The sequence below is a fragment of the Nocardia sp. NPDC101769 genome, from assembly GCF_044766925.1.
In the GTDB taxonomy this organism is placed as follows: domain Bacteria; phylum Actinomycetota; class Actinomycetes; order Mycobacteriales; family Mycobacteriaceae; genus Nocardia.
In genome coordinates, this window is the sequence record NZ_JBIWMX010000024.1 from 114404 (window position 1) to 138370 (window position 23967).

The 23967-nt window shown below is 69.5% G+C and carries 19 protein-coding genes; 10 read left to right on the forward strand and 9 right to left on the reverse strand.

Going from position 1 to position 23967, the window contains the following annotated elements:
• Positions 1-147: 147 nt before the first annotated feature.
• Entirely contained in the window at positions 148-3165 is a 3018-nt protein-coding gene (locus ACIRRA_RS31290) for a helix-turn-helix transcriptional regulator (protein ID WP_402775572.1), read from the forward strand.
• A gap of 3 nt (positions 3166-3168) precedes the next feature.
• Here the strand turns inward: ACIRRA_RS31290 and ACIRRA_RS31295 are convergent, their stop codons facing one another.
• Positions 3169-4116, reverse strand: a complete 948-nt coding sequence (locus tag ACIRRA_RS31295; RefSeq protein ID WP_402775575.1) for a sigma-70 family RNA polymerase sigma factor — start codon at positions 4114-4116, stop codon at positions 3169-3171.
• Between the two features lie 121 nt (positions 4117-4237).
• Between ACIRRA_RS31295 and ACIRRA_RS31300 the strand changes: the two genes are divergently transcribed.
• Positions 4238-4636: an SgcJ/EcaC family oxidoreductase gene (locus tag ACIRRA_RS31300; protein WP_402775577.1), complete on the forward strand. Its 399-nt coding sequence runs from the start codon at positions 4238-4240 to the stop codon at positions 4634-4636.
• A gap of 88 nt (positions 4637-4724) precedes the next feature.
• Here ACIRRA_RS31300 and ACIRRA_RS31305 read toward each other — a convergent pair whose 3' ends face one another.
• The 6 genes from ACIRRA_RS31305 to ACIRRA_RS31330 all read right to left on the reverse strand — a co-directional run bounded on the left by ACIRRA_RS31305 (position 4725) and on the right by ACIRRA_RS31330 (position 11174).
• Complete coding sequence (locus ACIRRA_RS31305; RefSeq protein ID WP_357002434.1) at positions 4725-5243, reverse strand: L,D-transpeptidase; 519 nt, start codon at positions 5241-5243, stop codon at positions 4725-4727.
• A 176-nt stretch (positions 5244-5419) separates the two neighbouring features.
• Positions 5420-6559 carry an MlaD family protein gene (locus ACIRRA_RS31310; RefSeq protein ID WP_402775580.1) on the reverse strand — a complete coding sequence of 380 codons (1140 nt, stop codon included), beginning with the start codon at positions 6557-6559 and terminating at the stop codon, positions 5420-5422.
• Positions 6560-6746: 187 nt separating this feature from the next.
• Positions 6747-7997 (reverse strand): glycosyltransferase, encoded by a 1251-nt coding sequence (locus ACIRRA_RS31315; protein WP_402775583.1) that lies wholly within the window; start codon positions 7995-7997, stop codon positions 6747-6749.
• Positions 7994-9265, reverse strand: coding sequence for a condensation domain-containing protein (locus tag ACIRRA_RS31320; protein ID WP_402775586.1), 1272 nt, complete (start codon positions 9263-9265; stop codon positions 7994-7996). The genes ACIRRA_RS31315 and ACIRRA_RS31320 overlap by 4 nt, the downstream gene beginning before the upstream one ends.
• 72 nt (positions 9266-9337) lie before the next feature.
• Positions 9338-10336, reverse strand: coding sequence for an LLM class flavin-dependent oxidoreductase (locus ACIRRA_RS31325; RefSeq protein WP_402775587.1), 999 nt, complete (start codon positions 10334-10336; stop codon positions 9338-9340).
• 133 nt (positions 10337-10469) lie between these two features.
• On the reverse strand, positions 10470-11174 hold the full coding sequence (locus ACIRRA_RS31330) for a hypothetical protein (protein ID WP_402775590.1): 705 nt from the start codon (positions 11172-11174) through the stop codon (positions 10470-10472).
• A 99-nt stretch (positions 11175-11273) separates the two neighbouring features.
• Here ACIRRA_RS31330 and ACIRRA_RS31335 point away from each other — a divergent pair, with 99 nt between their 5' ends.
• Both ACIRRA_RS31335 and ACIRRA_RS31340 read left to right on the forward strand, forming a co-directional pair.
• The gene (locus ACIRRA_RS31335; protein ID WP_402775593.1) at positions 11274-12458 is read left to right on the forward strand and encodes an acyl-CoA dehydrogenase family protein; all 1185 of its coding nucleotides are present in this window, start codon (positions 11274-11276) and stop codon (positions 12456-12458) included.
• Positions 12459-12474: 16 nt separating this feature from the next.
• Positions 12475-13554 carry an acyl-CoA dehydrogenase family protein gene (locus ACIRRA_RS31340; protein WP_402775595.1) on the forward strand — a complete coding sequence of 360 codons (1080 nt, stop codon included), beginning with the start codon at positions 12475-12477 and terminating at the stop codon, positions 13552-13554.
• A 195-nt stretch (positions 13555-13749) separates the two neighbouring features.
• Here the strand turns inward: ACIRRA_RS31340 and ACIRRA_RS31345 are convergent, their stop codons facing one another.
• A complete protein-coding gene (locus ACIRRA_RS31345) occupies positions 13750-16644 on the reverse strand; it encodes an AfsR/SARP family transcriptional regulator (RefSeq protein WP_402775598.1) in 2895 nt (964 codons plus the stop codon).
• Positions 16645-16866: 222 nt separating this feature from the next.
• On the opposite strand from ACIRRA_RS31345, the gene ACIRRA_RS31350 reads away from it, so the two are divergent.
• The 4 genes from ACIRRA_RS31350 (at position 16867) to tuf (ending at position 21617) form a co-directional block, all read left to right on the forward strand.
• Positions 16867-17640, forward strand: a complete 774-nt coding sequence (locus tag ACIRRA_RS31350) for an RsiV family protein (RefSeq protein ID WP_402775600.1) — start codon at positions 16867-16869, stop codon at positions 17638-17640.
• A gap of 71 nt (positions 17641-17711) precedes the next feature.
• Positions 17712-20183, forward strand: a complete 2472-nt coding sequence (locus tag ACIRRA_RS31355) for an MFS transporter (protein ID WP_402775602.1) — start codon at positions 17712-17714, stop codon at positions 20181-20183.
• Positions 20184-20198: 15 nt separating this feature from the next.
• Entirely contained in the window at positions 20199-20348 is a 150-nt protein-coding gene (locus ACIRRA_RS31360; RefSeq protein ID WP_402775604.1) for a hypothetical protein, read from the forward strand.
• Between the two features lie 93 nt (positions 20349-20441).
• Positions 20442-21617 (forward strand): elongation factor Tu, encoded by a 1176-nt coding sequence (gene tuf / locus ACIRRA_RS31365; protein ID WP_402775607.1) that lies wholly within the window; start codon positions 20442-20444, stop codon positions 21615-21617.
• A gap of 298 nt (positions 21618-21915) precedes the next feature.
• Here the strand turns inward: tuf and ACIRRA_RS31370 are convergent, their stop codons facing one another.
• On the reverse strand, positions 21916-22449 hold the full coding sequence (locus ACIRRA_RS31370; protein ID WP_402775610.1) for a hypothetical protein: 534 nt from the start codon (positions 22447-22449) through the stop codon (positions 21916-21918).
• A gap of 174 nt (positions 22450-22623) precedes the next feature.
• Between ACIRRA_RS31370 and ACIRRA_RS31375 the strand changes: the two genes are divergently transcribed.
• Together ACIRRA_RS31375 and ACIRRA_RS31380 are read left to right on the forward strand one after the other, a co-directional pair.
• Positions 22624-23388 (forward strand): XRE family transcriptional regulator, encoded by a 765-nt coding sequence (locus ACIRRA_RS31375; RefSeq protein WP_402775612.1) that lies wholly within the window; start codon positions 22624-22626, stop codon positions 23386-23388.
• On the forward strand, positions 23372-23845 hold the full coding sequence (locus tag ACIRRA_RS31380; protein WP_402775615.1) for an NUDIX domain-containing protein: 474 nt from the start codon (positions 23372-23374) through the stop codon (positions 23843-23845). The genes ACIRRA_RS31375 and ACIRRA_RS31380 overlap by 17 nt, the downstream gene beginning before the upstream one ends.
• Positions 23846-23967: the final 122 nt, after the last annotated feature.

Below are 23967 nucleotides of genomic sequence, written 5' to 3' on the forward strand. Positions count from 1 at the left end.
GGGTTCTCGACCGTCATTCCCGCCCATCCGCATACCGATAACCCAGGCGATTGCGCCGCGTGCACTATTAGCCCGGCAAAGCTGTGAACGGGGTGCGAAATGGCCTGTCGAGTGGGCGAATTGTGCGTGTCGCGGCATGATCGTGGAGTGGTGAGTTTTCCCGGCAGTAGTGTCCTGGTTGGGCGGGCGGCAGAGGTGTCCGCGCTGGTCGAGGCGGTAGGTGACCCAGGCACGCAGACCGTGCTGATCGCTGGGGAGGCCGGCATCGGGAAATCCCGGCTGGTGGGCGAGTTCACCGAGCGGCTGGCCGCCGAGGCGCTGGTGCTGCTCGGTCGCTGCCCGGAGCTGGGGACCGGTGGCGTGGCCTATGCGCCGTTCCTCGCGGTGCTGCGCGGACTGGTGCGGCAGCTCGGCGGCGAGGCGGTGGCCACGCTGCTGCCGCCGCATCCGGCGCTGGCGAACTGGCTGCCGCAGTTGGCCGTCCACACCGGCGGCGCGGCCCCGGAGGCCGACCGGATCCGGCTGTTCGGCGAAATCCTCACGCTGCTGGAGCAACTGGCCATGACCCGGCCGGTGGTCCTCATCCTCGAGGACCTGCACTGGGCCGATGACGCCAGCCGCGAACTGCTCACCTTCCTGTCCGCCAATCTCGCCGACGCGGACGCACTGCTGGTCGGCACCTACCGTCCCGGCGAGGCCGGACCGCTGCGCGGCCTGGTCGCCGAACTGCGCCGCAATCCGGGTGTGCGGGTGCTGGAACTGCACCCGCTGACCCGTCACGAGGTAGGGCGTCAGCTCGCCGCCCTGCTCGCCCGCGAGCCCGAACCCGGGCTCATCACCAGGGTTTTCGAACGCAGCGGCGGCAATCCGCTGTTCGTCGAGGCGCTCGGCCAGTGCCCCGACCAGCTGCCCGCCGACCTGACCGACCTGCTGCTCGGCTTCCAATCCGGGCTCTCCGCAGACGCTCTCGCCGTGGTTCCCCAGGCCGCCGTCCTCGGCTCCCCGATCCACCACGAACTGCTCGACGCCACCGTCGACCTACCCACGGACGAACTACACCGCGCCCTACGGGAATTGGTCGACCGCCACCTGCTGCACACCACCGAGACCGGCTACGAATTCCGGCACGGCCTCATCCGCCAGGCCATCTACGACCGGCTACTGCCCGGCGAGCGCACCCGCCTGCACGCCCGCGCGGCCGCGGTACTGCGCGCCCGCGGCGAGGCCCTCGACGCCGAATCCCGTGCCGACCTGGCCCGCCACGCCCGCGCCGCCGGGGACCTGGAGCAGGCCCTGCGCGCCTACTGGTCGGCCGCCACCGCCGTCCCCGCCACCCACCCGGAACGCCTCCGGCTCCTCGAACAGATCCTCGTCCTGTGGGACCGGGTGCCCGATGCCGAACAGATCCTGCCCACCACGAAACTGGCTGTTCTGGAACGGATCGTCGATGTCGCGGTCGCCTGTGGCGCGACCGAGCGTGGCATCGCCGCCGCCGACGCGGCGCTGGCCCTGCTCGACCCGGTCGGCGACATCGCGCCGGCCGAGTCCGCCACCGGCGGTACCGAATCGAGCTCGCGCCGCCGCGCGGCCGGCCGGGACGACGGCGAGCGCGCGGCCGATGCGGACGCCGACCGGTGCGAGGTCGAGCGGGTGGCGCGGATGTATCGGCGGCGGGCGTACCTGCGCGGGACCACCGGGGCCGGACCGGGCACGGATCTGGCGCGCGCGCTGGAGCTGCTGCCGGTGCCGGGGGCCGGTGCGGAACGGGCGGAGGCGCTGGTGCAATCGGCCTCCGCGCGGATCTTCCGAGGGGACGCGGCCGGGTCGGCGGCGGACGCCCGTGCGGCGCTGGTTATTGCCCAGCGACTGGGGGCGGACGCCCTCGTGGCGCGGGCGCACGCCCATCTCGGGCTGGCGGGGGCCGCCGCGGCGGAGGTGGCGGGGGATGGTTCATCCGGGCCGGAATCGGCGGCCTCGAACGAAACCGACTGGGCGCTGAATCATTTCGCCGAAGCCCACCGGGCGGCCGCCGCGGCCGGGGACGCGCGGATCGTGGTGGATGTCGCCACCTGGGAATCGGCGGTGCTGGTCGCGGCCGGGCGGTACGACGCCGCCATCGCCGCCGTCCGGCAGGGACTGCGGGCCGCGCACGAGTCGTTCCGGTTCTCCGAGTCCGCGCCGATCCTGTTCGTCAAATGGGCGCAGGCGCTCGCCGCGCTCGGCCGCTGGGACGAGGCCCGGGCCGTGGTCGACGAGACACAGTTCGACCAGTTGCCGCCGCTCAGCCGGGCGGCGCTGACCTTGTGTCTCGCGCGAATCTCCCTGGCGGAAGGGAACATCGGTGCGGCACGGGAAGCGGCGGCCGGGGCCGGGCGGTTGCTCGGTGACAGCCGGTGGGCAGCGCAGTATCGGCTCGAACTCGTCGCGTTGAACTGCGCCGTGGACCTGGCGGCGGGCGACGAGACGGGGTCGGCGGCGGTGCTGGCCGGCGCGCTCGCCGAAGGGGACGGTGTCGCAACCCTGTTCGCGCATCCGCACGACGCGTGGCCGCTGGTGGTGCTGGCCGCTCGAACCGCCGGAGCGCCCGCGGAACTGCTCGCCCTGGGCGACACGCTGCCCGCGATGTCGCCGGTCGATGCCGCCTATCGTGCCGTCTTCACCGCGCGGCTGGCCGGTTCGGCGGCACGCTGGTCGGAGGCGGTCGCCGCCTGGCGCGCCGTCGAGCGGCCGCACGAGATCGCCGCCTCGCTCCTGGACGCGGCGGAATCGTATGCGGCCGAAGGGAATCGAGCGAACGCGGACCTCGCCGTGCGCGAAGCCGCCGAGATCGCCGCCCGGCTGGGTGCGGTGCCGCTGCAGGAGGCGGCCGCCCGGCTGGCCGACCGGGCCCGCCTGACCTCCGGGCGAACGGCGGAAGCGCCGAAACCGCAGGGCGGCACCATGTCCGGCCGGCACGGCCTGACTCCGCGCGAGCTGGATGTGCTGCGGCTGGTCGCCAAGGGCATGAGCAATCGCGGCCTGGCGGCCGAGCTGTTCATCAGCGCCAACACCGCGGGTGTGCACGTCTCCAGGATTCTCACCAAGCTCGGCGTGGCCAGCCGGACCGAGGCCGCGGCCTTCGCCCACGGCCACGGCCTGCTGGCGTCGTCCGGTGACGACGACTGAGGCTCAGGGCAATCGGGCCGGCAGCTCGAAGAGCCGGAAGATCTCCTCGACCTGGTAGGCGATCAGGTTGGTGACCAGGCCGTCGCGAATCGTGAAGATCTGCACGGTGTGCAGGGCGTACCCGTCGCCGTCGCGGACATAGGCCGCCAGTGCCGGCTGGCCATTGGCACCGATCGGCACCAGACGCCAATCGCTGCCGTTGATGTCGAAGACGCGCGCCATGAACCCGATGTAGTCCGCGCGCCCGACGTACCAATTGAGCATGGGCGGCATCTCCATGATCACGTCGTCGGACAGCAGCTTCTCCAGCGCCGCCAGATCGGCATTGCGGAAGGCGGCGACATAGCTGTCGACGACGGCCCGCTGCTCAGCGCTCTCGGACACCTCGTCCTCGCGAATACCGCTCTGGCTCAGCGTTTTCCGAGCCCGCTGCAGCGCGCTGTTCACCGCCGCCGGGGTCATGTCCAGCGCCCGCGCCACCTCGGCGGCCGGCCAGTCGAGCACCTCGCGCAGCACCAGCACCGCCCGCTGCCGGGCGGGCAGCTGCTGCATGGCCGCGACCAGCGCCAGCCGCAGACTGCCCTGGGCCACCGCGGCTTCCGACGGATCGCCGAGCAGCGCGTCCGGAATCGGTTGCAGCCAAGGGATTTCCCCGCCGTGCACCAGCGCCTCGCGCGGATCGTCACCGGGTTCGTGGCCGAGTCCGGAGGGCATGGGCCGCCGCCCGCGCTGTTCGAGCGCGGTCAGGCAGGCGTTGGTCGCGATGCGGTACAGCCAGGTCCGCATCCCGGCCCGCTTCTCGTCGTAGCTGTCGCGTGCCCGCCAGGCCCGCAGGTACGTCTCCTGCACCAGATCCTCGGCGTCCTGCACCGACCCGAGCATGCGATAGCAATGCGCGAGCAATTCCCGTCGGTAGCGGCCGGTGTCCGCCTCGAAGTCCACGTTCGCCATGCTCATACTCCTTGAATCCAGGCCCTGCCGAACTTTGTACACCCGCAGCGATGAATCGGGCACGGCCCGCCGGTAGGTACTCGTGAGCCGCTCACCGCGGCCGCGATCCGAGGAGGAAACCATGACCGACACCGCCGTACAGACCGACCGCGAGGCCGTCCTCGACGTCCTGACCAACCTCTACCGCGCCTGGGCCGCCAATGACGCCGACGCCTTCGTCGCCGACTACGACCCCGACGCCACCTCCGTCGTGCGGGGCGTGGTGAACGTGGGCCGCGAGGCGGTCCGGACCTCCATGGCCGCCGGTTTCGCAGGCCCGCTGCGGGATTCGCACACCGTCGACGAACCGCAGCTGGTCCGGTTCCCGACCCCCGGCACCGCCATCGTGGTCAGCCGCAGCGCGGTGGTGATGGCGGGGGAGACCGAGCCGCCGGCCGACGGCTGGATCGTGGCCACCTGGGCCCTGATCCAGCGTGACAGCCGCTGGCTGGTGACCTCGTACCACAACTGCCCGGCCTAGCCGCGCTGATGTCCGGCGCGACCCGGACATCAGCGAGCCCCCTCCGGACAGGCGCCGGAGGGGGCTCGCACACGCATTCCCGTCGCCGTTACGGCACGACCTCGACGATGTCACCCGGGTTCAGGTAGTTGAAGAACTCGCGCGCGCCGTCCGGCGTCATGCGGATGCAGCCGTGCGACTTCTTGTCCACCGGTCCGATGTGGAAGGCGATGTCCCCGTTGAAGAACACCGCGTATTCCATCGGAGCGTTGTGCATGGTGCTCCAGTGGAACGGCTCCTTGAACGACACGTGGAACACGCCCGGCGGCGTCTCGAATCCGGGCATGCCGTGTGAGATGGGCGTGGGGCCGAAGACGACCTTGCCGTTGTCCATCAGCCACGCTTCGTTGCTGCCGAGCTTGAGGCAGGCGCGAGCACCCGCCGTCTGGCACGGCGCGTTGACATCGCTGGGTGCGATGCCGGGGACGATCGCCGGAACACCGGGAACGTCCGGACCGCCGGGCCACAATGGTTCGGCTTGCGCGGGCGCCGCCGCGAATCCTGCGACCGCCACACCGGCGATGACCGCCGATCGCGCCGCCAAGCCGAGGGAACTTCTGCTCATCATCGAGTTTCGACCCTCTCCTAGCCTTGGCCCGCCACCCTGTTCGATGCCGCTCTCAGGGCAAACGGACATTCTTCGTTGGCACAAGCATGGGACCACTGGGTACCGATGATCATTCTGACTGGTGGAAATCGAGATTCGCGGGATAGGCCGCGACAGGCGCGCCGACACGCCCGAATTCACCGAACAGGTGGCAGCGTGCGCTGATTCGGGTCGACTCCGGTCGGCCGGTGCGCGCCATTGTTGGCGACATCCGGGCGCGGCGCGTTGGCGGATCCGCGAATCTGCTGGTCGTCGGGCGGATGGTCGCAGTAGTTCCAGCGGCTGAAGACGGGATCGGTGGCGATGAACACGGGCACGGTCCGGGTCGGATACTCGCACCAGGGCCGCATCCAGGTGTCCACGATGGTGTAGAACTCGCCGTCGTGGGCGGGCACGCCTATGGCGGAGGATCCGACCACCAACGCCGGGAACAGTGCGCGCAGCGCGGGCTTCCGCAGCAGCGCGGCCCGCACGATGGCGGACATGGTGGTGGCCAGGCTCTGGATCGGATCCATGTTCCGGTCAAGTACCGCGTCGACGACGCGCAGCCGTCCGGGTGTGCGGTCGAGGAGTTGCCGCAATTCGGCGTCGGCGGCGCGGGCCTGGACGACCAGGATCGACGCATTGCGGGTCAGCGTGCCGAGATCGGGCTGCGCGTGCGAGGTGGTGCCCGCGATGACGTGCAGATTCTCGATGAGGCTGACCGTCTGTGGCAGCCGGTTGTCCAAACCCGTGGTGGCGATGCTCAATCCGTCGATGAGTCCGCGCAGCTGATCGGGCCCGCCGCTGAGCGCGGTGTCCAGATTGTCGAGAATCACCGCCAGCTTGTCCGGATCGATCTGCGCGATGAGCTCGCTGGTGTTCGTCAGCGTCTGCGAGACGGGTGTCGGCGTGGTGATCTTGCCGGGGTCGAATCGCACCACCTGCCCATCGTGCAGATAGGGCGGATTGTCGGTATTGGGCCGGAAGTCGATGTACTGCTCGCCCACCGCCGACAGCGCCGAGACCGCGATCTCGGCATTGGCCGGAATCCGGTACCGCTTGTCGATTTCCGTGACCGCCGACACCACGGCGCCGCCCTCGCTGATCTCGATCGCTTTGACCGATCCCACCCGGTACCCACGCCAGGTGACGTCGTTACCCGCCTGCAAACCGCCGGTGCGGTCCAGCTGAACGGTGACGGTATAGCTGCTGCCGGGTGCGCGCACCCGCGCCACATGGATCGCCAGATACGCCGCCCCGACTGCGAGTAGCAGGATCAGAGCCAGGTTCGACATCAGTGTCTTGTGCCCGCGCAGCACGCTCAAATGGCCCGCCTCCGCCGCTGATCAGCGCTAATGGGATTGATGCATAGCAAACACCAGGCGAAACTGCGCGCAATCTAACCACAGTCGGGGCATGGAATCCGGCGCACGCGGTGTCCGGGCGGGGCGGACCGCTCTCGGGCACAGGGTGAGTGGTGGATCAGCCCTTCCCGTGTGCGGCCAGGTGGGCCTCGATGGCCTTCACGGCGAGGCCGACGCCGTCCTCCGCGGCGATCCGGGCGGCGAGCCGAGTGGCATTGTCGCGCAGGGCGGTATCGGTGGTGACCCGCCGGAGCGCGGCGGTGAGCCGGTCCCCGGACATCGTCGAGTAGGGGATGGTGGCCGGGCTGACGCCGACATCGATCAGGCGTCGCGCCCAGAACGGCTGGTCGGCGTACACCGGCGCGCCGATGGCCGGCACGCCCGCGCGCAGGCCCGCGGCCGTGGTTCCGGCGCCGCAGTGGTGGACCAGCGCCGACATGCGAGGGAACAGCCAATCATGCGGCACCTCACCGATGGTCAGCACATCGTCGCCGGCGACATCGAGCTGCAGCCAGCCGGTCTGCACGATGCCGCGCACGCCCGCCCGCCGCAGCGCGGCGCCGATGATCGCCGACATCTTGGCGCTGCCCGCGGCGCTGTCGACCATGCTGCCGAAGCCGAGGAAGACCGGAGCCGGTCCGGCGTCGAGGAAGTCGACCAGGTCGGCGGGCGGCTGCCAGTCGTCGGGGCGCGGCGGCCACCAGTACCCGGTCACCTCCAGGCCGGGCCGCCAATCGCCCGGGCGCGGCACGACACTGGGTGAAAAGCCGTTCAGGATGGGCCATTCGGCCGCGGTCCGGCCGCGGCGCAGGTCGAAGACGGAGGTGGGCGACAGTCCGAGTTCGCGGCGGAACCCGGCGATGGTGCGAGCGTAGAAGCGGTCGTTGAACCAGGCGCCGAAGTCGCCCGCCAGCCGGTTACCGAGCGCGCCGAAGTCGTAGGCGCCCAGGGCGGCCGGGGCGTGGGCGGCGGTCGCGGACAGCGGCTGGAACCGCAGGCCGATCGCGGGGATGCCCTTGGCCTCGGCCAGTGGCAGGCCCGCGTACTCGGTCGGCGGCGGCAGCAGCAGCACGTCGGCGGGCTCGTCGAGCAGCGCCTCGATCATGCCGAGTCCCATGCTGCGAACGCCGTTGGGGGAGGCGAACTTCCAGCCCGCCGCGAGCCGGTTGATATCGGTGTCGGTCATATCGATGTCGATATTGAGCGGCATCTGCCGGAATTCGAGCCCGCACCCGGTGATCTGCTCGGCGAACATCCAGTGCGAGGCCACCACGACCTCGTGCCCGGCGTCGCGCAGTCCCACACCCAGTCCCGTCAGCGGGGCGATGTCACCGCGACTGCCGATGCCGACCAGGATGATCCTGCTCATCGCACCTCCACGGTCTCGAGGATCGACAGCCACCGGGTGACGATGGCCCGCATCCGCTCGGCCCCCAGTCCGCCGTCCGGCGAGTGCACCGAATAGTGCACCTGCTCAACGCCTTCGGGCTTGCTGGTGCCGAGGAACATGCTCAGATCGAACATGGTCAGCCGGGACTGTTCGCGCGACTGCGCGTCCGGAATCCACACGCCCACATCGCCGAGGAAGTTGAAGTAGAACTTGGGGAAGTTGAAGGTCAGGAAGTGCGGCCAGCTTTCGGGGTGATGCCAGCACAGCAGGGTGAAGTCCTCCGGGTGCGGGGGATAGGCGGCGATGGCGTCGCGCAACCGCGTCTCGAGGCTGCCCGATACCGGCCGCAGTAGCCAGGGGTAGTCGTCGGAGATCCAGGCGACCGTGCGCGACAGGTCGGTGCCCGGCCGCAGACGGCTGTAGCGGCCGTGTTTCTGCACCTGGATGGACCGTGCCCCGCCGGTGGCGTCCTCCATGGCCAGTCCCAGTGCCACGAGCAGGATCCGGGTGTAGGTGGCGTCGTAGGCGGCGGGCAGCTCCACCAGCAGCCGCTGGGCGAGGGCGCCATCGATGACGCCGTCGAAGTGCGCCGATTTCGGTGTGGCCGAACGGATCTGCTGATTGGGTTCGCTGTCGGAGGCCGCCAGCCAGTAGTCCCGCTCACCCACCCGCGTGGGCGCGTAGCCGTCGAGGAACTCCGCCCACTCCGAGCCGGTGGTGGTCTCGGGTGGCAGTGAGATCGGCTCTCCCGCTTCCCATTGCCGGACGTAGGTGGCGATGTCGTCCCACAGCACCCACATGGCGACGCCGTCGATGGCGACATGGTGGGCGGTGAACAGCAGAATGTTCACGTCGTGGGAGCGGGTGAGCAGTACCGCGGTGACGACCTTCCCGGCGGGCGGATCCAGCCGCAGGTCGGCCCGGGCGGACTCCGCCTCGATCAGCTCCATGAGCGCGCCGGGGTCGAGGCCCTCGATATCGATGGTCCGCACGTCGACGCGGGCCGGGTCGATGACGCCACCGGATTCGGGTTCGATCTCGCAGGCCGCGCCCTCGCCGTAGCTGTAGCGACTGCGCAGGGCCTCGTGAGTGTCGATCAGGGTATTGACCAGCCGCTGAGCCTCTTCCAGCCCCATCGCCACCGGCACCGGGCAGGGAATGGTGACACCGAAGATGGCCGGGTTCGGGTCCCAGGTCAGGAATTTCTTGGCGGCGGCCGTGAGCCGGCCGGGGCGCAGATCGGTCATGCTTGTCCTAGCGATCGGGTACTTCGGAGCGAAAATTGGTGCGGGTCACCGTGGTCGGGCGATGCTGGTCGGCTAGCCGACGGCGGGAGCGAGCTCGATACGCGAGAGCACCTCGTCGCCGAGCAGGCGCAGGGCGGCCCAGCCCTCCTCGATCGGCAGCCCGCCGATCAGGGGGTTGATCAGGATTTCGGTACGGCCGCCCGCGATCTGGTCCCGCAGCTCGCCGGGGGTGAGGATCTCCAGGTAGCCGTGCGCCCGTAGCGCTTCGACCGAATCCGGCACCGTCTCGTGTGGGCGCGGCACCCCGTCCCGCCGCCACGACGCGTACTCCCGGATCTCGGTCAGAATGTGCGGGCCGTAGCTGTGCCAGGCCGCGTCCGGATCGGTGTGCAGCAGGGTGAGTTTGCTGCCGGGTTCGGGCTTGTGGACGAAACCCGCTGTGCCGCAACGCGCCAGCTCGCGGTAATAGAGCTCCTCCACCTCCGGCATGGCCATCGGCAGCGACAGCGGCAGCCCGAACCGCGCCGCCCGGCGCGCGGCCGCCGCGCTCATCCCGGCGATGAGCAGTTGCGGATGGGGTGTGCTGCAGGGCTTGGGCGTGACGTCGAACGGTTGCCCGTGGCGCTGGATGGGTTCGTCCCGCCAGGCCGCGAGCAGGAGCTCCAGCGCCTCGTCCATGAGCTTGCCCCGCCGCGTGAAATCCCGGCCCAGGGCGACGTATTCCTCGGGCCGGTAACCGATTCCGGCGACCACGGTCAGCCGTCCGCCACACAGATTGTCCAGTACCGCCAGGTCCTCGGCCAGCCGCACCGGCTCGTAGAGCGGCACCAGCAGCGCGCCGATGCTGATCCGCATCCGCTCGGTCCGCGCCGCCACCGCGGCGGCCAGCAGCAGCGGCGCGGGCAACCACCCGGTCCCCGACCCGTGGTGCTCTTCGCAATTGACGACCGCGAACCCCACCCGATCGGCGTACTCCGCCATCTCCAGCGCGGCCCGGTACCGCTCGCGATGCCCGGCCGCCGGGTCGTTGACATTGGTCATATTGAGCCGGAGCGCGGCCACCACGTTCATTCAGCCAATATCGACGCCGAAACCGCTGCCCGGCAACACTCTTCGCCGCCCCAGCCAGGTACTCGGCGCGAGCCCGCAACCACCGCGAGAGGCTCGCGGTTCACCGGTGCTATCGGCAGGGGTACCGGCGGTGTCAGGGGGATGCGACAGGGTGCGGGGTGTCGTCGAGGAGGCCGAGTTGTGCTGCGCGGACACCGATCTGGAAGCGGCTGCGCACCTCGAGGCGGATCATGAGGTCGGCGATGTGGCGGCGGTAGCTGCGCAGCGACATGCCCAGCCGGCGGGCGGCGGCCTCGTCGATCAGCCCGAGGTTGAGGGTATTGAGCACGGCGCGGGCGGTGGGCGTGATCTCGACGCCCACGGTGTCGAGGTGCCCGGCCAGGCCGTGGCCGGACTGCCAGCTCAGCAGGGCGAACTGGTGCAGCGCGCGCAGCAGGGCCGGTTCGCGGACCAGGTAGGCGTACGGGTGGTCGGCTCCCGCGCCGCTCCACAGGACCGCGACGGTGCGGTCGATGATCAGCACATTGTGAAAGTCGTTGTCGGTGACGCGGATCTGCGCGCCCTGCGAGGAATGCCGCAGCAGGGGCCGGCGGTCGCGCAGTTCCAGATAGTCGGGGGAGTAGAGCAGCCGCACCTGCTTGCCCGCGGCCAGCAGGTCGTCGACGACGACCTGCCCGAGCCGCAGGTGATCACTGGAGTGGGTGGGATTGGAGACCGCCACCACCGCCTCCCGCCGGGCATGGCGGAGCAGGTGGTGGACGTCCTGATCCCAGTGCCCCTCCTGGCTGAACCGGACGATGCCGGTGGCCAGGGTGCCGGTCTGCTGTCGCTGCATCACTTCCCCGATCGTGGCACGGGGACCGGTCGCTCCCGGTGGATCTGGCAGCTTCCTGCCAGCCGGGCGGATCCGGCCTCGCGGCTTCCTACCTTTCAGCCTATGCACATCAGTTTCAGCGATGAACAGAACCGGCTGCGCAAACGGCTGCGCGAGTATTTCGCCGATCTCGTGACCCCGGAGGTGCGGGCGGCGCTGCGCTCGGGTCCCGGTGGCGAGCACGGCGACGGGACCGTCTACAAGGATGTGGTGCGCCGGCTGGGTGCGGACGGCTGGCTGGCCCTGGGCTGGCCGGAAGAGCATGGCGGACAGGGCCGTCCGATGCTCGACCAGCTGATCTTTCTGGACGAGGCCGCCGCCGCGGGCGTGCCGGTGCCCTACCTCACGGTGAACACGGTCGGGCCGACCATCATGCGCTACGGCACCGCGGAGCAGCGGGCGTACTTCCTGCCGAGGATCGCCCGCGGCGACGTGCACTTCTCCATCGGCTATTCCGAGCCGGGCGCCGGGACGGATCTGGCCGCGCTGCGCACCCGCGCCGTACGCGACGGGGACGAGTACGTCATCACCGGCGAGAAGATGTGGACCAGCCTCATCGAATACGCCGACTACGTGTGGCTGGCCGCGCGCACCGATCCGAGCGCCGGCAAGCACGCCGGCCTGTCGATCTTCATCGTTCCCACGGCGGCCCAGGGCTTTTCGTGGACCAAGGTGCACACCATGGCCGGGGTCGGCACCAGCGCCACCTACTATTCCGAGGTCCGGGTGCCCGCCGCCAACCTGGTGAGCGGGGAGAACCAGGGATGGGCGCTGATCACCAATCAGCTCAATCACGAACGCGTGGCGCTGGCTTCGGCCGCGCCCCTGCAGGAATCGCTGCGGCAGGTGACCGAGTGGGCGCGCGCCACCGTCCTGCCCGACGGCTCCCGGGTCATGGACGCCGAATGGGTGCGGCTGCACCTGGCTCGCGTGCACGCGCACGCCGAATATCTGAAGCTGCGCAACTGGCGGACCGCGTGGGCGGCCGATCGTGGTGCGCTGGGCCCGGCGGATGCCTCCGCCACCAAGGTCTTCGGGACCGAGTTCGCCACCGAGGGGTATCGGCTGCTCATGGAGGTGCTCGGCGCCGAGGCGGTGATCCGCGCGGATTCCCCGGGCGCGCTGCTGCGCGGGCGCATCGAACGCTTCCACCGGTCCGCGCTCATCCTCACCTTCGGCGGCGGCGTCAACGAGGTGCAGCGCGACATCATCGCCAAGACCGCCCTCGGCCTGCCCGTCACCCGCTGAGAAGAGGAGTAGCACCATGGATTTCGAATACACCGACGCGCAGCGGGAACTGTCCGGACTGGCTCGCGAGCTGTTCGCCGACTGGGCCGGCCGCCATCCCCGGCCCGGCGACACCGGATTCGATCCGGACCTGTGGCGGGCCATGGCGGGCGCGGGCCTGCTGGACGCGGCGCTGCCCGAGCGCGTGAACGGCGGCGGTTACGGATTGCTGGAACAGTGTGGCGTACTGACCGAGATCGGCCGGACCGTCGCTCCCGCACCGTATTCCACGAGTATCGCGGTGGTCGCGGCGACACTGGCCGAGTTCGGCGACGACGCGCAGGTGCAGCGCTGGGTGCGGCCGCTGCTGCGCGGCGAGACGACCTTGGCGCCGGTGCTCGCGCGTGACTTCGTCGCGTTCGAGGCCGAGCGCGGCGGGACCGGCTGGCGTATCCGGGGTTTGCAGTCGGTGGTCGCGGACGCGGCCTTCGCGGACGGATTCCTCGTCGAAGCCCGGTGCGGCGCGAATTCGACGCTGCTCCTGCTGGATCGGGGCGCCGACGGCGTCACCGTGACCGGGCAGCACGTGGTGAACGGAACGGACGCGGCGGTGCTGGAACTGTGTGATGTGCAGGTCCCGGATCAGGATGCGATCTCCGCGCCCGAGGCCGCCGCCTGGGCCCGGCGTCGCGCGGCGGTGGCCGCCTGCGCGCTGCAACTCGGCATCCTCGAACGCGCCCTGGAGATGACCTGCGAATATGCCCGCACCAGAAAGCAATTCGACAAACCCATCGGCTCGTTCCAGGCCGTGCGCCAGCGCCTGGCCGACGCCTATATCGACGTCGAGGCCGTCCGCCTGACCCTCTGGCAGGCCGCCTGGCGCGAATCCCATGGGCTCCCGGCGGAATCCGAGGTCGACGTGGCGAAATTCTGGGCGGCCGAGGCCGGCCACCGCGTCGCCCACACCGCCGTCCACATCCACGCCAGCACCGGCATCTACCTGGACTATCCGATGCAGCGCTACTTCACCGCGGCCAAACGCGCCGAGTTCGAGGCGGGCGGCGCCACCGCGCACCTGCGCACGCTGGGTGCGCGCCTGGACGCGGATCGGTCCTAGGTTCGGGGAGTGGGCCGGACGCGCCGCCGACCGGTGCGGCGGCGGCTGTCCGATCTGCATGAGCCGGATGCGTACCCCTCGTACGCACGCGGGACGTGCCCTCTCATCGCGCGCGAGTGCCCCGGGTGTTGCAGACCCGGGGAACCCGCGTGCGTGCACGCTTCCACGGGCCGATAAAAAGCGAATAAACGTTCTCTATCCGATGGCCGGTCCCGGTGCGAACAGCGTCGCCAGGGTCGGTGCGGGCAGCCCGGCGCGGCGGAAGATCTCGGCCGCGTCGGCGTGCTCGCGGGCGGCGGCCTCGTGATCGCCGCGTGCCGTGCGGGCGGTGGCGCGCAGGGACAGCGCACGCGCCCGGTCGAGGGGATCGGCCGCCTTGCTCAGCAGCCGCAGGGCCTGGGTGGCCTCGCATTCCGCGGCGGCGGCGTTCCCGGCCCGCAGGTGGATCTGGGCCAGCCGGGTACGCGCCCAGCCCTCCCATAGGCGCACGCCATTGCGATGGGTCATGCGCACCGCGTCCTCGGCCAGTTCCAGTGCCGGCGCGTGCTCGCCGAGCATCGAACGGGTGGCGGCCAATTCGTGGGTGGCCCAGCCCAGCGCGACCGCGTTCGACGACTCCTGGGCCAGCGCGATGGCACGCTCGGCCACCGCCACCGCCTCCGCGTACTGGCCGGATTCACACAGCGTGCGGGTGGCCAGGGCCAGGATCCACGCCTCCAGCGACCGATCGTCGAGCGCGCGGGTCCAGGCGATGGCATTGGCGTAGTGCCGGTGCGAGTCCTTGGTATTGCCTGTGCGCCGATCCGCCACCCCGAGCAGGATCTCGGCCAGCACCTGCAACCGCCGCTCGGCATCGTCGGCGGGCTGCGAAATCGGTTGCAGGAACTCCAGACTCGCCTCCACCTCGCCCAGCCCGATCTGCATCATGGCGCCCAGCGCCACCCGCAGCCGCCGCGCGCTGGCGTGGTCGCCGTCGCGGATCGCGGTGTCCAGCAGGGCCTTCAGGCCGTCGGCGAACTCGCGAGCGCGGCTGCCGGTGTCCATGAGCTCCGACATCACCCAGGCCAGATCGGCCGCCAGCGCCACCGCCTGCCCGCCGAGCCGGGCCGCCTGGCGGTGCAGCGCGATGATCACCGGCCGCTCGACATCGTTCCAGGACTGGCCTTCCGCCCCACCGGCGAAGGTGTGGCCCGGCACGGTGGTGGGCACCAGCAGCAGCGTGGTGTTGCTGTAATCCAGCGCACCGAGCAGGTTCTTGGTGCTGGCCAGGTAGTAGTCCAGCAGCCGGACCACGATCTCCGACTCCCGTTCGCCGATATCGCGGTTCGCGGCGGTCCCGGCCAGCCGGACCGCGAACAGCCGTAGCAGGTCGTGGAAGCGGTAGCGACCGGGCGCGGGCGTCTCCAGCAGGCTCAGATCCACCAGCGATTCGCACACCAGCTCGGCCCGCGCCACCGGCACGCCCAGCAGCGCCGCGGCCCCGTCGACCGGGAAGTCCGGTACATCGGCCCGGGCCAGCATGCGAAACGCCCTGGCCTGCTCGGTGTTCAGCTGTCCGTAGCCGAGGCGGAAGGCCGCTTCCAGGGTGAGGTCACCGGTTTGCAGCACCTCGAGGCGCTGGCTCTCGTCGGCCAGCCGATCGGCCAGCGAGGCGATGGTCCACTGCGGCCGCACCGCCAGCCGCGCGCCGACGATGCGCACCGCCAGCGGCAGGCAGGCGCACTGCTCGATCACCGCGTAGGCCGCATCCCGTTCGGCCGCAACGCGTTCGGCGCCCAGGATGCGGGTCAGCAGCGTCATGGCCTCCTCGCGCTCGAACACGTCGAGGCGGGTGCGCCGCACCGCGGGCAGTTCGGTGAGTGCGGAACGGCTGGTGATCAGCACCGCGGTACCCGGGGTGCCCGGCAGCAGCTGCGCTACCTGGGCGCTGTCGCGGGCATTGTCGAGCACCACCAGAATCCGCTTGTCGCTCAACAGCGTTCGCAGGTACGCGGCCCGATCGTCCACTGCGGGCGGGATATCGCCCTCGGCCACTCCGAGCCCGCGCAGGAATCCGCCCAGCGCATCCCCGGGTGGGATCGGTTCGGGGTCGACGCCGCGTAGGTTCACATACAGCTGTCCATCGGGGAACCGGTCGCGCACCTGATGGGCGATGTGCAGGGCGAGGGTGGTCTTGCCGACCCCGCCCATGCCGCCGACGGCCGAGATGGCCACCGCCGGTCCGTCGCCGGTGAGCTGGGCCGCGATCTCCTCCGCGACCCGGGACCGGCCGGTGAAATCGGCGATGTCGGGCGGTAACTGGGCCGGGGTGACCACCACGCGGGCGGGCCGCAGTACAGGCGGCAGCTCGGCGCGCAGGATCCGCGCGTGCACGTCGCTCAGTTCCGGCCCGGGCTCAACGCCGACGCCCTCGACCAGAGCGCGGCGGGCGCGGCCGTATTCCTCGAGTGCCTCGGCCTGGCGGCCGGAGTGGTACAGCCCGGTCATGAGCAGTGCACGGAAGCGCTCCCGCAGCGGATGCTCCTCGATGAGCGGCCCGAGTTCGGCGACCGCCTCGGCGCTGCGGCCGGTTTCGATATCGAGGGCGAGGCGGTCCTCGAGGATCGAAAGCCGCCACTGTTCGAGCCGCGCCCGCTGCCGCTCGGCATAGGGCCCCGGCAGCCCGCCCAGTGCGGCGCCCTGCCAGCGGGTCAGCGCCGACTCCAGGGTGTCGCGGGCACTGCCCGGATCCTCGTAGCGCAGCCGCTCCGCCGCGGCGACCTCGCCCTCCACGTCGTGAATATCGGTGCGCCCGTGCGGGAGTCGCAGGGCATAGCCGTCGCCGATGGAGATCAGCAGGGTGGAGGGCCCGCGGTTGACGCGGTCGGGTTCCAGTTCACGCCGCAGTTTGGCCACGTGGGTGCGCAGCGCGGGCACGGCCCGCAGCACCGGGTCCTCGCCCCAGATCCCTTCGACGAGCTCGGCGGCGGTGACCGCCTTGCCCTCGCGCAGGAGCAGTGCCGCCAGCACGGCGCGGCGCTGCGGCGGACCCAGATCCAAGGGCGCGTCCCCACGCCATGCGCGGACCTCGCCCAGTACCGCAAATCTCAACAAACCGACCTCCCCGTCCGGGAGTCTGGAGGGGTCGAGAGCCGACTCTCCTGCACCGATACACGCCTTCCCTCGGGGAATGGGTCCGTGGTCCGGACCGTCATCCATCCTGCGCGTCGCATCGGCCATTGGTGGGTCATTGGCCGCTTCCAAGCGGCGAGTCCGACTCTGATCGCGGGCGCCGCGTCGAGACGGACGCCCCCGATCGTCTGGAGGACCCCCATGCGGCTCGAGTCAGCCACCGTCATCGCCGTGTGCGCCCTGGCCCTGGGACTGGCCGCCTGCGAGGCGCAGCACGCGTCCACCGGTCCGGGTGGCGTCGGCACGCCGGTCGCGACCATCGAACCCGCCGCTGACCAGCAGCGCGGGCATGGGCGCTTCGTCGCCACCACCGAGCACCTCACCAGCAGCGGCACGGGCGGCGTCAGCTTCGACATCGACGTGCCGCAGGTGCGGGTCGAGGGCACGGGCGTGAACTGGTCCGCCGGACGGGAATTCAACGACGCCATGGTGCAGGGGCTGTGGACCTGTGTCGACAAACAGCAGGATCCCGCGGTGATCAGCGACCCGAACAAGTCGAGCCAGGTCGAGCGCATCGGGACGCACGTGCTCAGCGGGGTGCTGTACCTGCGGGTCGATTTCCACGGCGCGCACCCGGAGGACCGGCTGTTCTCGCATGTCACGAATATCGATACCGCGCAGCAGATCACGCTCGCGAACCTCTTCACCGATGAGCAGCAGGGGTTGAATGTGCTGGCGGCGCAGACGAAGACACAGCTGGCCCGCACCCGGGTCGCCGATGTCGTCCGGTTCGACGACGTCAAGGCCGCCGCCACCACCTTCCAGGTCTGGACCGCCACCCAGGCGGGACTGCACGTGTACTTCCCGCAGGGGCAGATCGGGCCCGAGGCGGCCGGCGTCATCGATGCGACCGTCCCGTGGTCGGACCTGAACGGCGTGCTGAAGCCCGGCATGCTCGCGATGCTGTCGAGCTAGCGCCGGTCCGGCCGGCCGCCACGCCGATCGAAACCGGACGGCCGGTCCCGCCTGGCACGTAACCTGTGGTCGTGGCAATCGGTGACACGTCGCGCGGTGCGGCGCGACCCGGAATCGCGCTGGCCACCCTCACCGCGGTCCTGTTCGTAACCTTCCTCGACACCACCGTGGTCTCCGTCGCGCTGGCCGACATCCGGTCGGAGCTCAGCACCGATGTCATGTTGCTGCAGTGGGTGGTCAATGCGTACACCCTGGTCTTCGCGAGCCTCATGCTGGCGGCCGGATCCCTGGGCGACCGGTGGGGACGCAAACGGGTCATGGTCGCCGGCCTGGCGATCTTCTGTGCGGGATCGGTGATTTCGGCGCTGGCGGTGAGCGTGCCGATGCTCATCGCAGGGCGCGCGGTCATGGGACTGGGCGCGGCCGCTTCCGAGCCGGGCACCCTGTCGGTGCTGCGGCAGGTCTTCCCCGATCCCCGCACCCGCGCCAAGGCGCTCGGAGTGTGGGCGGCGGTGTCCGGTCTCGCCCTGGCCGCCGGGCCGGTGCTCGGCGGCGTACTGGTCGGGGGGTACGGCTGGCGATCGATCTTCTGGTTCAACCTGATCCTGGGCGTGGTGGTGCTGGCCGCCGCGCTGCGGTATGTGCCCGAGAGCGCGGATCCGCAACCGGGGCAGCTGGATTGGCTCGGCTCGCTGCTCGGCGCGATCTTCCTCGGTGCGGTGATCTATGCCGCGATCAGTGGGGAGGACCGCGGATACGGTGCGCCCTCGGTGGTCGCGTTGTTCGTGCTGGGTGTCCTCGCGTTCCTCGCGTTCGTCGCCGTCGAAAACCGGGTTCGTAACCCCGTCTTCGACTTTCGCTATCTGCGGCTCCCGCCGGTGCGCAGCGCACTGCTCGTCGCCTTCGCGGTCTACTTCGGGGTCTTCTCGATCTTCTTCTTCACCGCGCTGTATCTGCAGGTGATGATCCACTACTCGGCCGGGCGGACCGCGGCGGTGTTCGCGCCGATGGCCGTGGCGATCATGTTCGGAGCGGTGGCCGCCGGATTCTGGGTCGCTCGTACCGACGCTCGCACGCCGATGATCGCCGGTTGCGTCGTGGGTGCGGCGGGCATTCTGCTGACCCGGCACGCGCTCGACGGCACGGTGGAGTTCGCGCCGCTGGCCGCAACGCTGGCCGTCGCCGGTCTCGGGTTCGGCATCGCCGTGGTGCCGCTCACCGCGGCGGTGCTGACCGGCGTACCCGCCGCGCATTCGGGCATGGCGGCCGCGGCCACCAACACCATGCGCCAGGTAGGGACGGCCGTGGGCGTCGCGGTCCTCGGCTCGCTGGTCAACGGTTTCCTCACCGCCGACCTGCGGACCCGCCTGACAGAGCTGGGGCTGCCCGCCAACCTGCAACCCATCGCCATCGACGCGGTCGAACGCGGCCGCATCCCACCGGGCCTCGACCTGGCCACGGCCATCAAATACGCACCGCACGTGCACGAGGTCCTGCAGACGGCGACCGTGGCCTTCCGGCACGGACTCGATGTGGCGCTGGTGGTTTCGGCGCTGGCGATCCTGACCGCCGGGGCGTTCACCGCGCTCACCGGGCACGACGCCGACTCCGTGCGCTGGTGGCGCGAACTGCCCCCGGCCTTGGGGGCTTTCGTCATGGCGACCGGAATCGTTTCCGTCGGAACGCATCTCACGGGGTATGAGACGATCTCGCGGCTGCTGCTTGCGCTCGCGGGAATCATCTGGCTGGTGCTGGCAGCCGATTTCGCCTCCCGGCAGCTGTGGAATCACGACCGCTGGGAATCCGAGGCAGGCACCCCGGCCGCCCTGACCGTGGTGGCCGCGACGACCGTCCTGGGGAGCCGGCTGTGCCTGCTCGGCTGGCAGGTCGTGGCCATCGCCCTGCTCATGGTCGCGATGGTGGTGTGGCCGGTGCTGCTGGTCATGGTGATCCGGCACTGGGAACGGCGGATGCCCGGTGCGGTCTTCCTGGTCTGCGTGTCGACCGAGGGCCTGTCGGTGCTGGCGGCCATCCTGGCGCAGGATGGCGCCGGCGACTGGCTCGCCGGCGCGGCACTGGTGTTCTTCGTCCTCGGATTGCTGTTGTATCCGGTGGCATTCGCGCATTTCGACATCGCGGAGATCTGGCGGGGCGCGGGGGACCAGTGGGTCATGACCGGTGCCCTCGCGATCTCGGCCCTGGCCGCCTCGAAACTCACCGCCTGGCAGCAGTGGACGGGAACCCCCCATACGGTGCTCGGGGCAGTGACGCTGGCGCTGCTCGTCGCGAACCTCGGCTTCTACGTGATTCTGGTTGGGGCCGAGGTGATTCGCTTCCGCCCTGGATACAGCGTGCGGCGCTGGGCGACGGTGTTCCCGCTCGGTATGACGGCGGTCGCGGCGCTCTCGACCGGCGCCGGACTGTCGCTGTCCTGGGCGCGGACCCTCGGCCGGGTGCTGCTCGTGGTGGCGATCGTCATCTGGCTGCTCGTCGCGGCGGAACTCGCCGCGACCCGCCGGCCCGGCCGGGCGTCGGATCCCTGAGCGACGGTGTGCCGGGTGGTGGTCGGGAAAACCGATTGCGCCCGAGCCGATCTGCCCGGCACGATCGTCGGCATGTTCGCGCAGTCCATCGCCGCATTCCCCGCAGTCGCGGGCGCGATGGCTGCTGCCCTGGTGGTCTTCGCATTCGACGGCGCACGACGCTGACCTTCTCCGGGACGTCCCGGGACCTCAGACGGGGAAGGTCGGCTCGCTGCTGAGGTCCCCTCGAAACCTTGACTCCCGGTTGGAGAACCAATCATGGCCAAGCAGGCCTATGTCCGCACCAAGCCGCACCTCAACATCGGAACCATGGGGCATGTCGACCACGGCAAGACCACGCTGACCGCCGCCATCACCAAGGTGCTGGCCGAGCGGGGCGGCACCGCCTTCGTACCGTTCGACCGCATCGACCGGGCGCCGGAGGAGATCGAGCGCGGCATCACCATCAATATCGCGCACGTCGAATACGAGACGGACACACGGCATTACGCGCATGTGGACATGCCGGGGCACGCCGACTTCGTGAAGAACATGATCACCGGCGCGGCCCAGCTGGACGGAGCCATCCTGGTGGTGTCGGCGGACGACGGCGTCATGCCGCAGACCGCCGAGCACGTGCTGCTGGCCCGGCAGGTGGGCGTCGAGCACATCGTGGTCGCGCTCAACAAGGCCGACATCGCCGACGGCGAGCTGCTGGAGCTGATCGAGCTCGAGGTGCGAGAGCTGTTGTCCGCCAACGGTTACGACGGCGACGGTGCTCCCGTGGTGCCGGTGTCGGGGCTGCGGGCGCTGCAGGGCGACGAGCACTGGTCGGCGCAGCTGCTGCGCCTGCTCGACGCCGTCGACGACTACGTGCCGATGCCGGTGCGCTACCTCGACGCGCCGTTCCTCATGCCGGTGGAGAACGTGCTCACCATCACCGGTCGCGGCACCGTCGTGACCGGCGCGGTGGAGCGCGGGCGCGTCCAGGTGGGCGACCGCGTCGCGGTGCTCGGCTTCGGCGGCACGATCGAGTCGGTGGTCACCAGCCTCGAAACCTTCGGCCGGACCATGGAATCGGCCGAGGCAGGCGACAATGTGGCGCTGCTGCTGCGCGGTGTGCAACGCGGTCAGGTGGCGCGCGGCCAGGTGGTCGCGGCGGTCGGCAGCATCGCGCTGCACACCGGGTTCATCGCGCGGGTGCGGTTGCTGACGGCGTCCCAGGGTGGTCGGCGCACGCCGATCGTCACCGGATACCGGCCGCAGTTCTTCGTCCGCACCGGTGACGTCTCCGGTCAGGTGGCGGTGCCGGAGGGCCGCGCGATGCCGGGCGAGACCGTCGAGGTGGCGGTCACGCTCGACCGCGCGATTCCGCTGGAGCCGGGGCTCGGCTTCGCGGTCCGTGAGGGCAACCTGACGGTCGCCGCGGGCACGGTCCTCACCGTCGACGGCTAGCGGCGAACGGATCCCGGCCACCCCGTGTGGCCGGGATCCTCTCATCCGGCTCGCGAATCGTCCTCGACGATGGGCTTCATGGAACGTGGGCACTATGGGACGACGATCGGGCATTCGCCGAACTGGCGCGGGGTTTCGTGCGCAAGGAGGTCGCGCCGCGGGCTGCGGAAACCCTCGGCGCGGTTGCGGTTGGCCGAGGGTTCATCACGAAATACGTTGTGAAGCAACGCTATCGGGTTGTCATGAATCCGGTCGATAGACCACCCCCTCTCACGGGTTCCCGACCTGCCGGAGTGGTCTAGGCCCCGTCCGCTTGGGCGGGTGGCAAGTCTCGGCGCGGCGGCATTGACCGCCGGGAGTAAGTCTCTTCGGGGCTGACGGTGATGACGTCGAGTTGCTGCACCAGCGTTCCCGGAATCTCCTTGCCCTCGAAGTGCTCCGGGCTGGGGACTATCACCGCTTCGGCATCCAGGCGCGTTGCCTGCGCCCTCAGCCGGGCCAGCGGGGGCCGTCCGAACCGGGGATCGTAGACCACCATGTCGGCGAAGTCGTATCCCAGACGTGTTGCGAGCTTCCGAATCTGGCTCTGGTCCCAGAGCTGGGCCAGTCCGGATACATCGGTGCGCAGATAACCTAAACACGTTGGCTTCCAACGCATTACAGCCCCTTGGTCTTCGTGTCCGTCGATTGGGATATGTCCGTGGATCTCCAGGTAGAACCCGGAGTAGTTCTGTGCTTCGTCTCCGGTGCTCTGGAGTTCCAGCACGCCACCGGGGAACCGGAACAGCCGCGTACGCGGCCTGGCCTGCGCTTTGTCTGGTTCATCGGTCACGATTGCCCCTCTTGGTCGCCTGGTGAGGCAATCCGGGACTGAGGCGACTGCACCAGCCCTGGACGCCAATCACGACGGTAGGGACAACCCAGGGACGCTAGAACTGTGTCAAGGACGCTTCCGAAGACACTTGAAACGTCCAGCGTGTCCCCGAAATGCCCGTAGGGTTCAGCTATGACCCAACGGCTGGAGTCCGCGATGCTCAGAGCCGGAATCGACTCAGCGGCATTGGCCGCTGCCGTCAAGGTGGATGTAAAGACCGTGAACCGTTGGCTTGCGGGGCGTGTTCCACACCGCCGAACCAGGTTGGAAGTAGCCGCTGCGCTTGGTGAGACCGAGGAATCGTTGTGGCCTTCGGCGCGGCCGGACATTCAAGCGGGGGCACCAGCCACGGCAGAGGTCTTGGGTGCCTACGCGCACCGAGCCGACATGCCCAACGAACTCTGGATCTCATTGCTGCACAGGGCAACTGATCGGATCGACATCATCGGGTACGCCTACCCGTTCGTGTTCGAGCTACTGCCCAACTCCTCGGATATCCTTGCCGCCAAGTGCCGGAACGGAGTCAGTGTCCGGCTAGGGTTCGCGGACCCGGACTGTCCTCACGTCATGGAGAGAGACACGCTGGAACAGATGGGCGGAACTCTGCCCGGACGCATTCGCAACGCGCTGAGCATGCTCGGCCCGCTCGCCGACACCCCGGGATGCTCGATCGGGTTACACACGACGCATTTGTACAACTCGGTATTCCGGTTCGATGACCAGATGATTGTCACACCGTACCTGTTTCGCGCTCGTGGGTATCAACACACGGCGCTACACCTCCGGCAGTTATCCCCTCACGGCATCTTCGCCTCGTTTGCCGATCAGTTCGAACAAATCTGGGGCACGGTAACCGCCTACTCACAAGGATCGGAATTCAATGGGCTCACGGCGTGACTACTACAACGACCCGAACGCACCCAAAGCGAACAGCCTGGTCCCTGGCGGGTCTGCCCTTGTCGTAGATTCCGACGGCCAGGTATTGATGCAGCGCCGAGGTGATTCCGGCAACTGGTCTCTACCGGGTGGAATCATGGAAATCGGCGAGACGCTGGAGCAATGCGTAATTCGCGAGACCAAGGAAGAAACCGGGCTGGACATTGAAATCACTGGACTGCTCGGTATCTATACAGATCCGGAACACATAATCGAATACGCGGATGGCGAGATCCGGCAAGAGTTCGCCATTACGTATTACGGCAAGGTGGTTGGCGGTCAGATCGAGGTCAGTAGTGAGTCGACTTCGGTCCGATTCCTCAGCTTGAACGAGTTGGAGACGCTGCCAGTGCACGACACGGTACGGTTACGACTCCGGCATCATGCCGAGCACCGGACAGAGCCGTATCTCGGTTAGGCCCGCAAGTTCCGGCCATTCGAGCATCTAGTACTCCAGCCGTAGTTTGTGATCGTTAGGTCTTGCTGTGTCGTCGCTGGTAGTGGCTGGTTTTGGCGCGGTGTTGGTGGCGTCGTCGCCAT

Coding starts and splice junctions, on each gene's coding strand:
- ACIRRA_RS31350 (WP_402775600.1), top strand. CDS start 16,867: ATGCGGCTCGAGTCAGCCACCGTCATCGCCGTGTGCGCCCTGGCCCTG.
- ACIRRA_RS31305 (WP_357002434.1), bottom strand. CDS start 5,243: ATGATGAGCAGAAGTTCCCTCGGCTTGGCGGCGCGATCGGCGGTCATC.
- ACIRRA_RS31310 (WP_402775580.1), bottom strand. CDS start 6,559: ATGTCGAACCTGGCTCTGATCCTGCTACTCGCAGTCGGGGCGGCGTAT.
- tuf (WP_402775607.1), top strand. CDS start 20,442: ATGGCCAAGCAGGCCTATGTCCGCACCAAGCCGCACCTCAACATCGGA.
- ACIRRA_RS31315 (WP_402775583.1), bottom strand. CDS start 7,997: ATGAGCAGGATCATCCTGGTCGGCATCGGCAGTCGCGGTGACATCGCC.
- ACIRRA_RS31325 (WP_402775587.1), bottom strand. CDS start 10,336: ATGAACGTGGTGGCCGCGCTCCGGCTCAATATGACCAATGTCAACGAC.
- ACIRRA_RS31375 (WP_402775612.1), top strand. CDS start 22,624: ATGACCCAACGGCTGGAGTCCGCGATGCTCAGAGCCGGAATCGACTCA.
- ACIRRA_RS31335 (WP_402775593.1), top strand. CDS start 11,274: ATGCACATCAGTTTCAGCGATGAACAGAACCGGCTGCGCAAACGGCTG.
- ACIRRA_RS31295 (WP_402775575.1), bottom strand. CDS start 4,116: ATGGCGAACGTGGACTTCGAGGCGGACACCGGCCGCTACCGACGGGAA.
- ACIRRA_RS31320 (WP_402775586.1), bottom strand. CDS start 9,265: ATGACCGATCTGCGCCCCGGCCGGCTCACGGCCGCCGCCAAGAAATTC.
- ACIRRA_RS31340 (WP_402775595.1), top strand. CDS start 12,475: ATGGATTTCGAATACACCGACGCGCAGCGGGAACTGTCCGGACTGGCT.
- ACIRRA_RS31300 (WP_402775577.1), top strand. CDS start 4,238: ATGACCGACACCGCCGTACAGACCGACCGCGAGGCCGTCCTCGACGTC.
- ACIRRA_RS31380 (WP_402775615.1), top strand. CDS start 23,372: ATGGGCTCACGGCGTGACTACTACAACGACCCGAACGCACCCAAAGCG.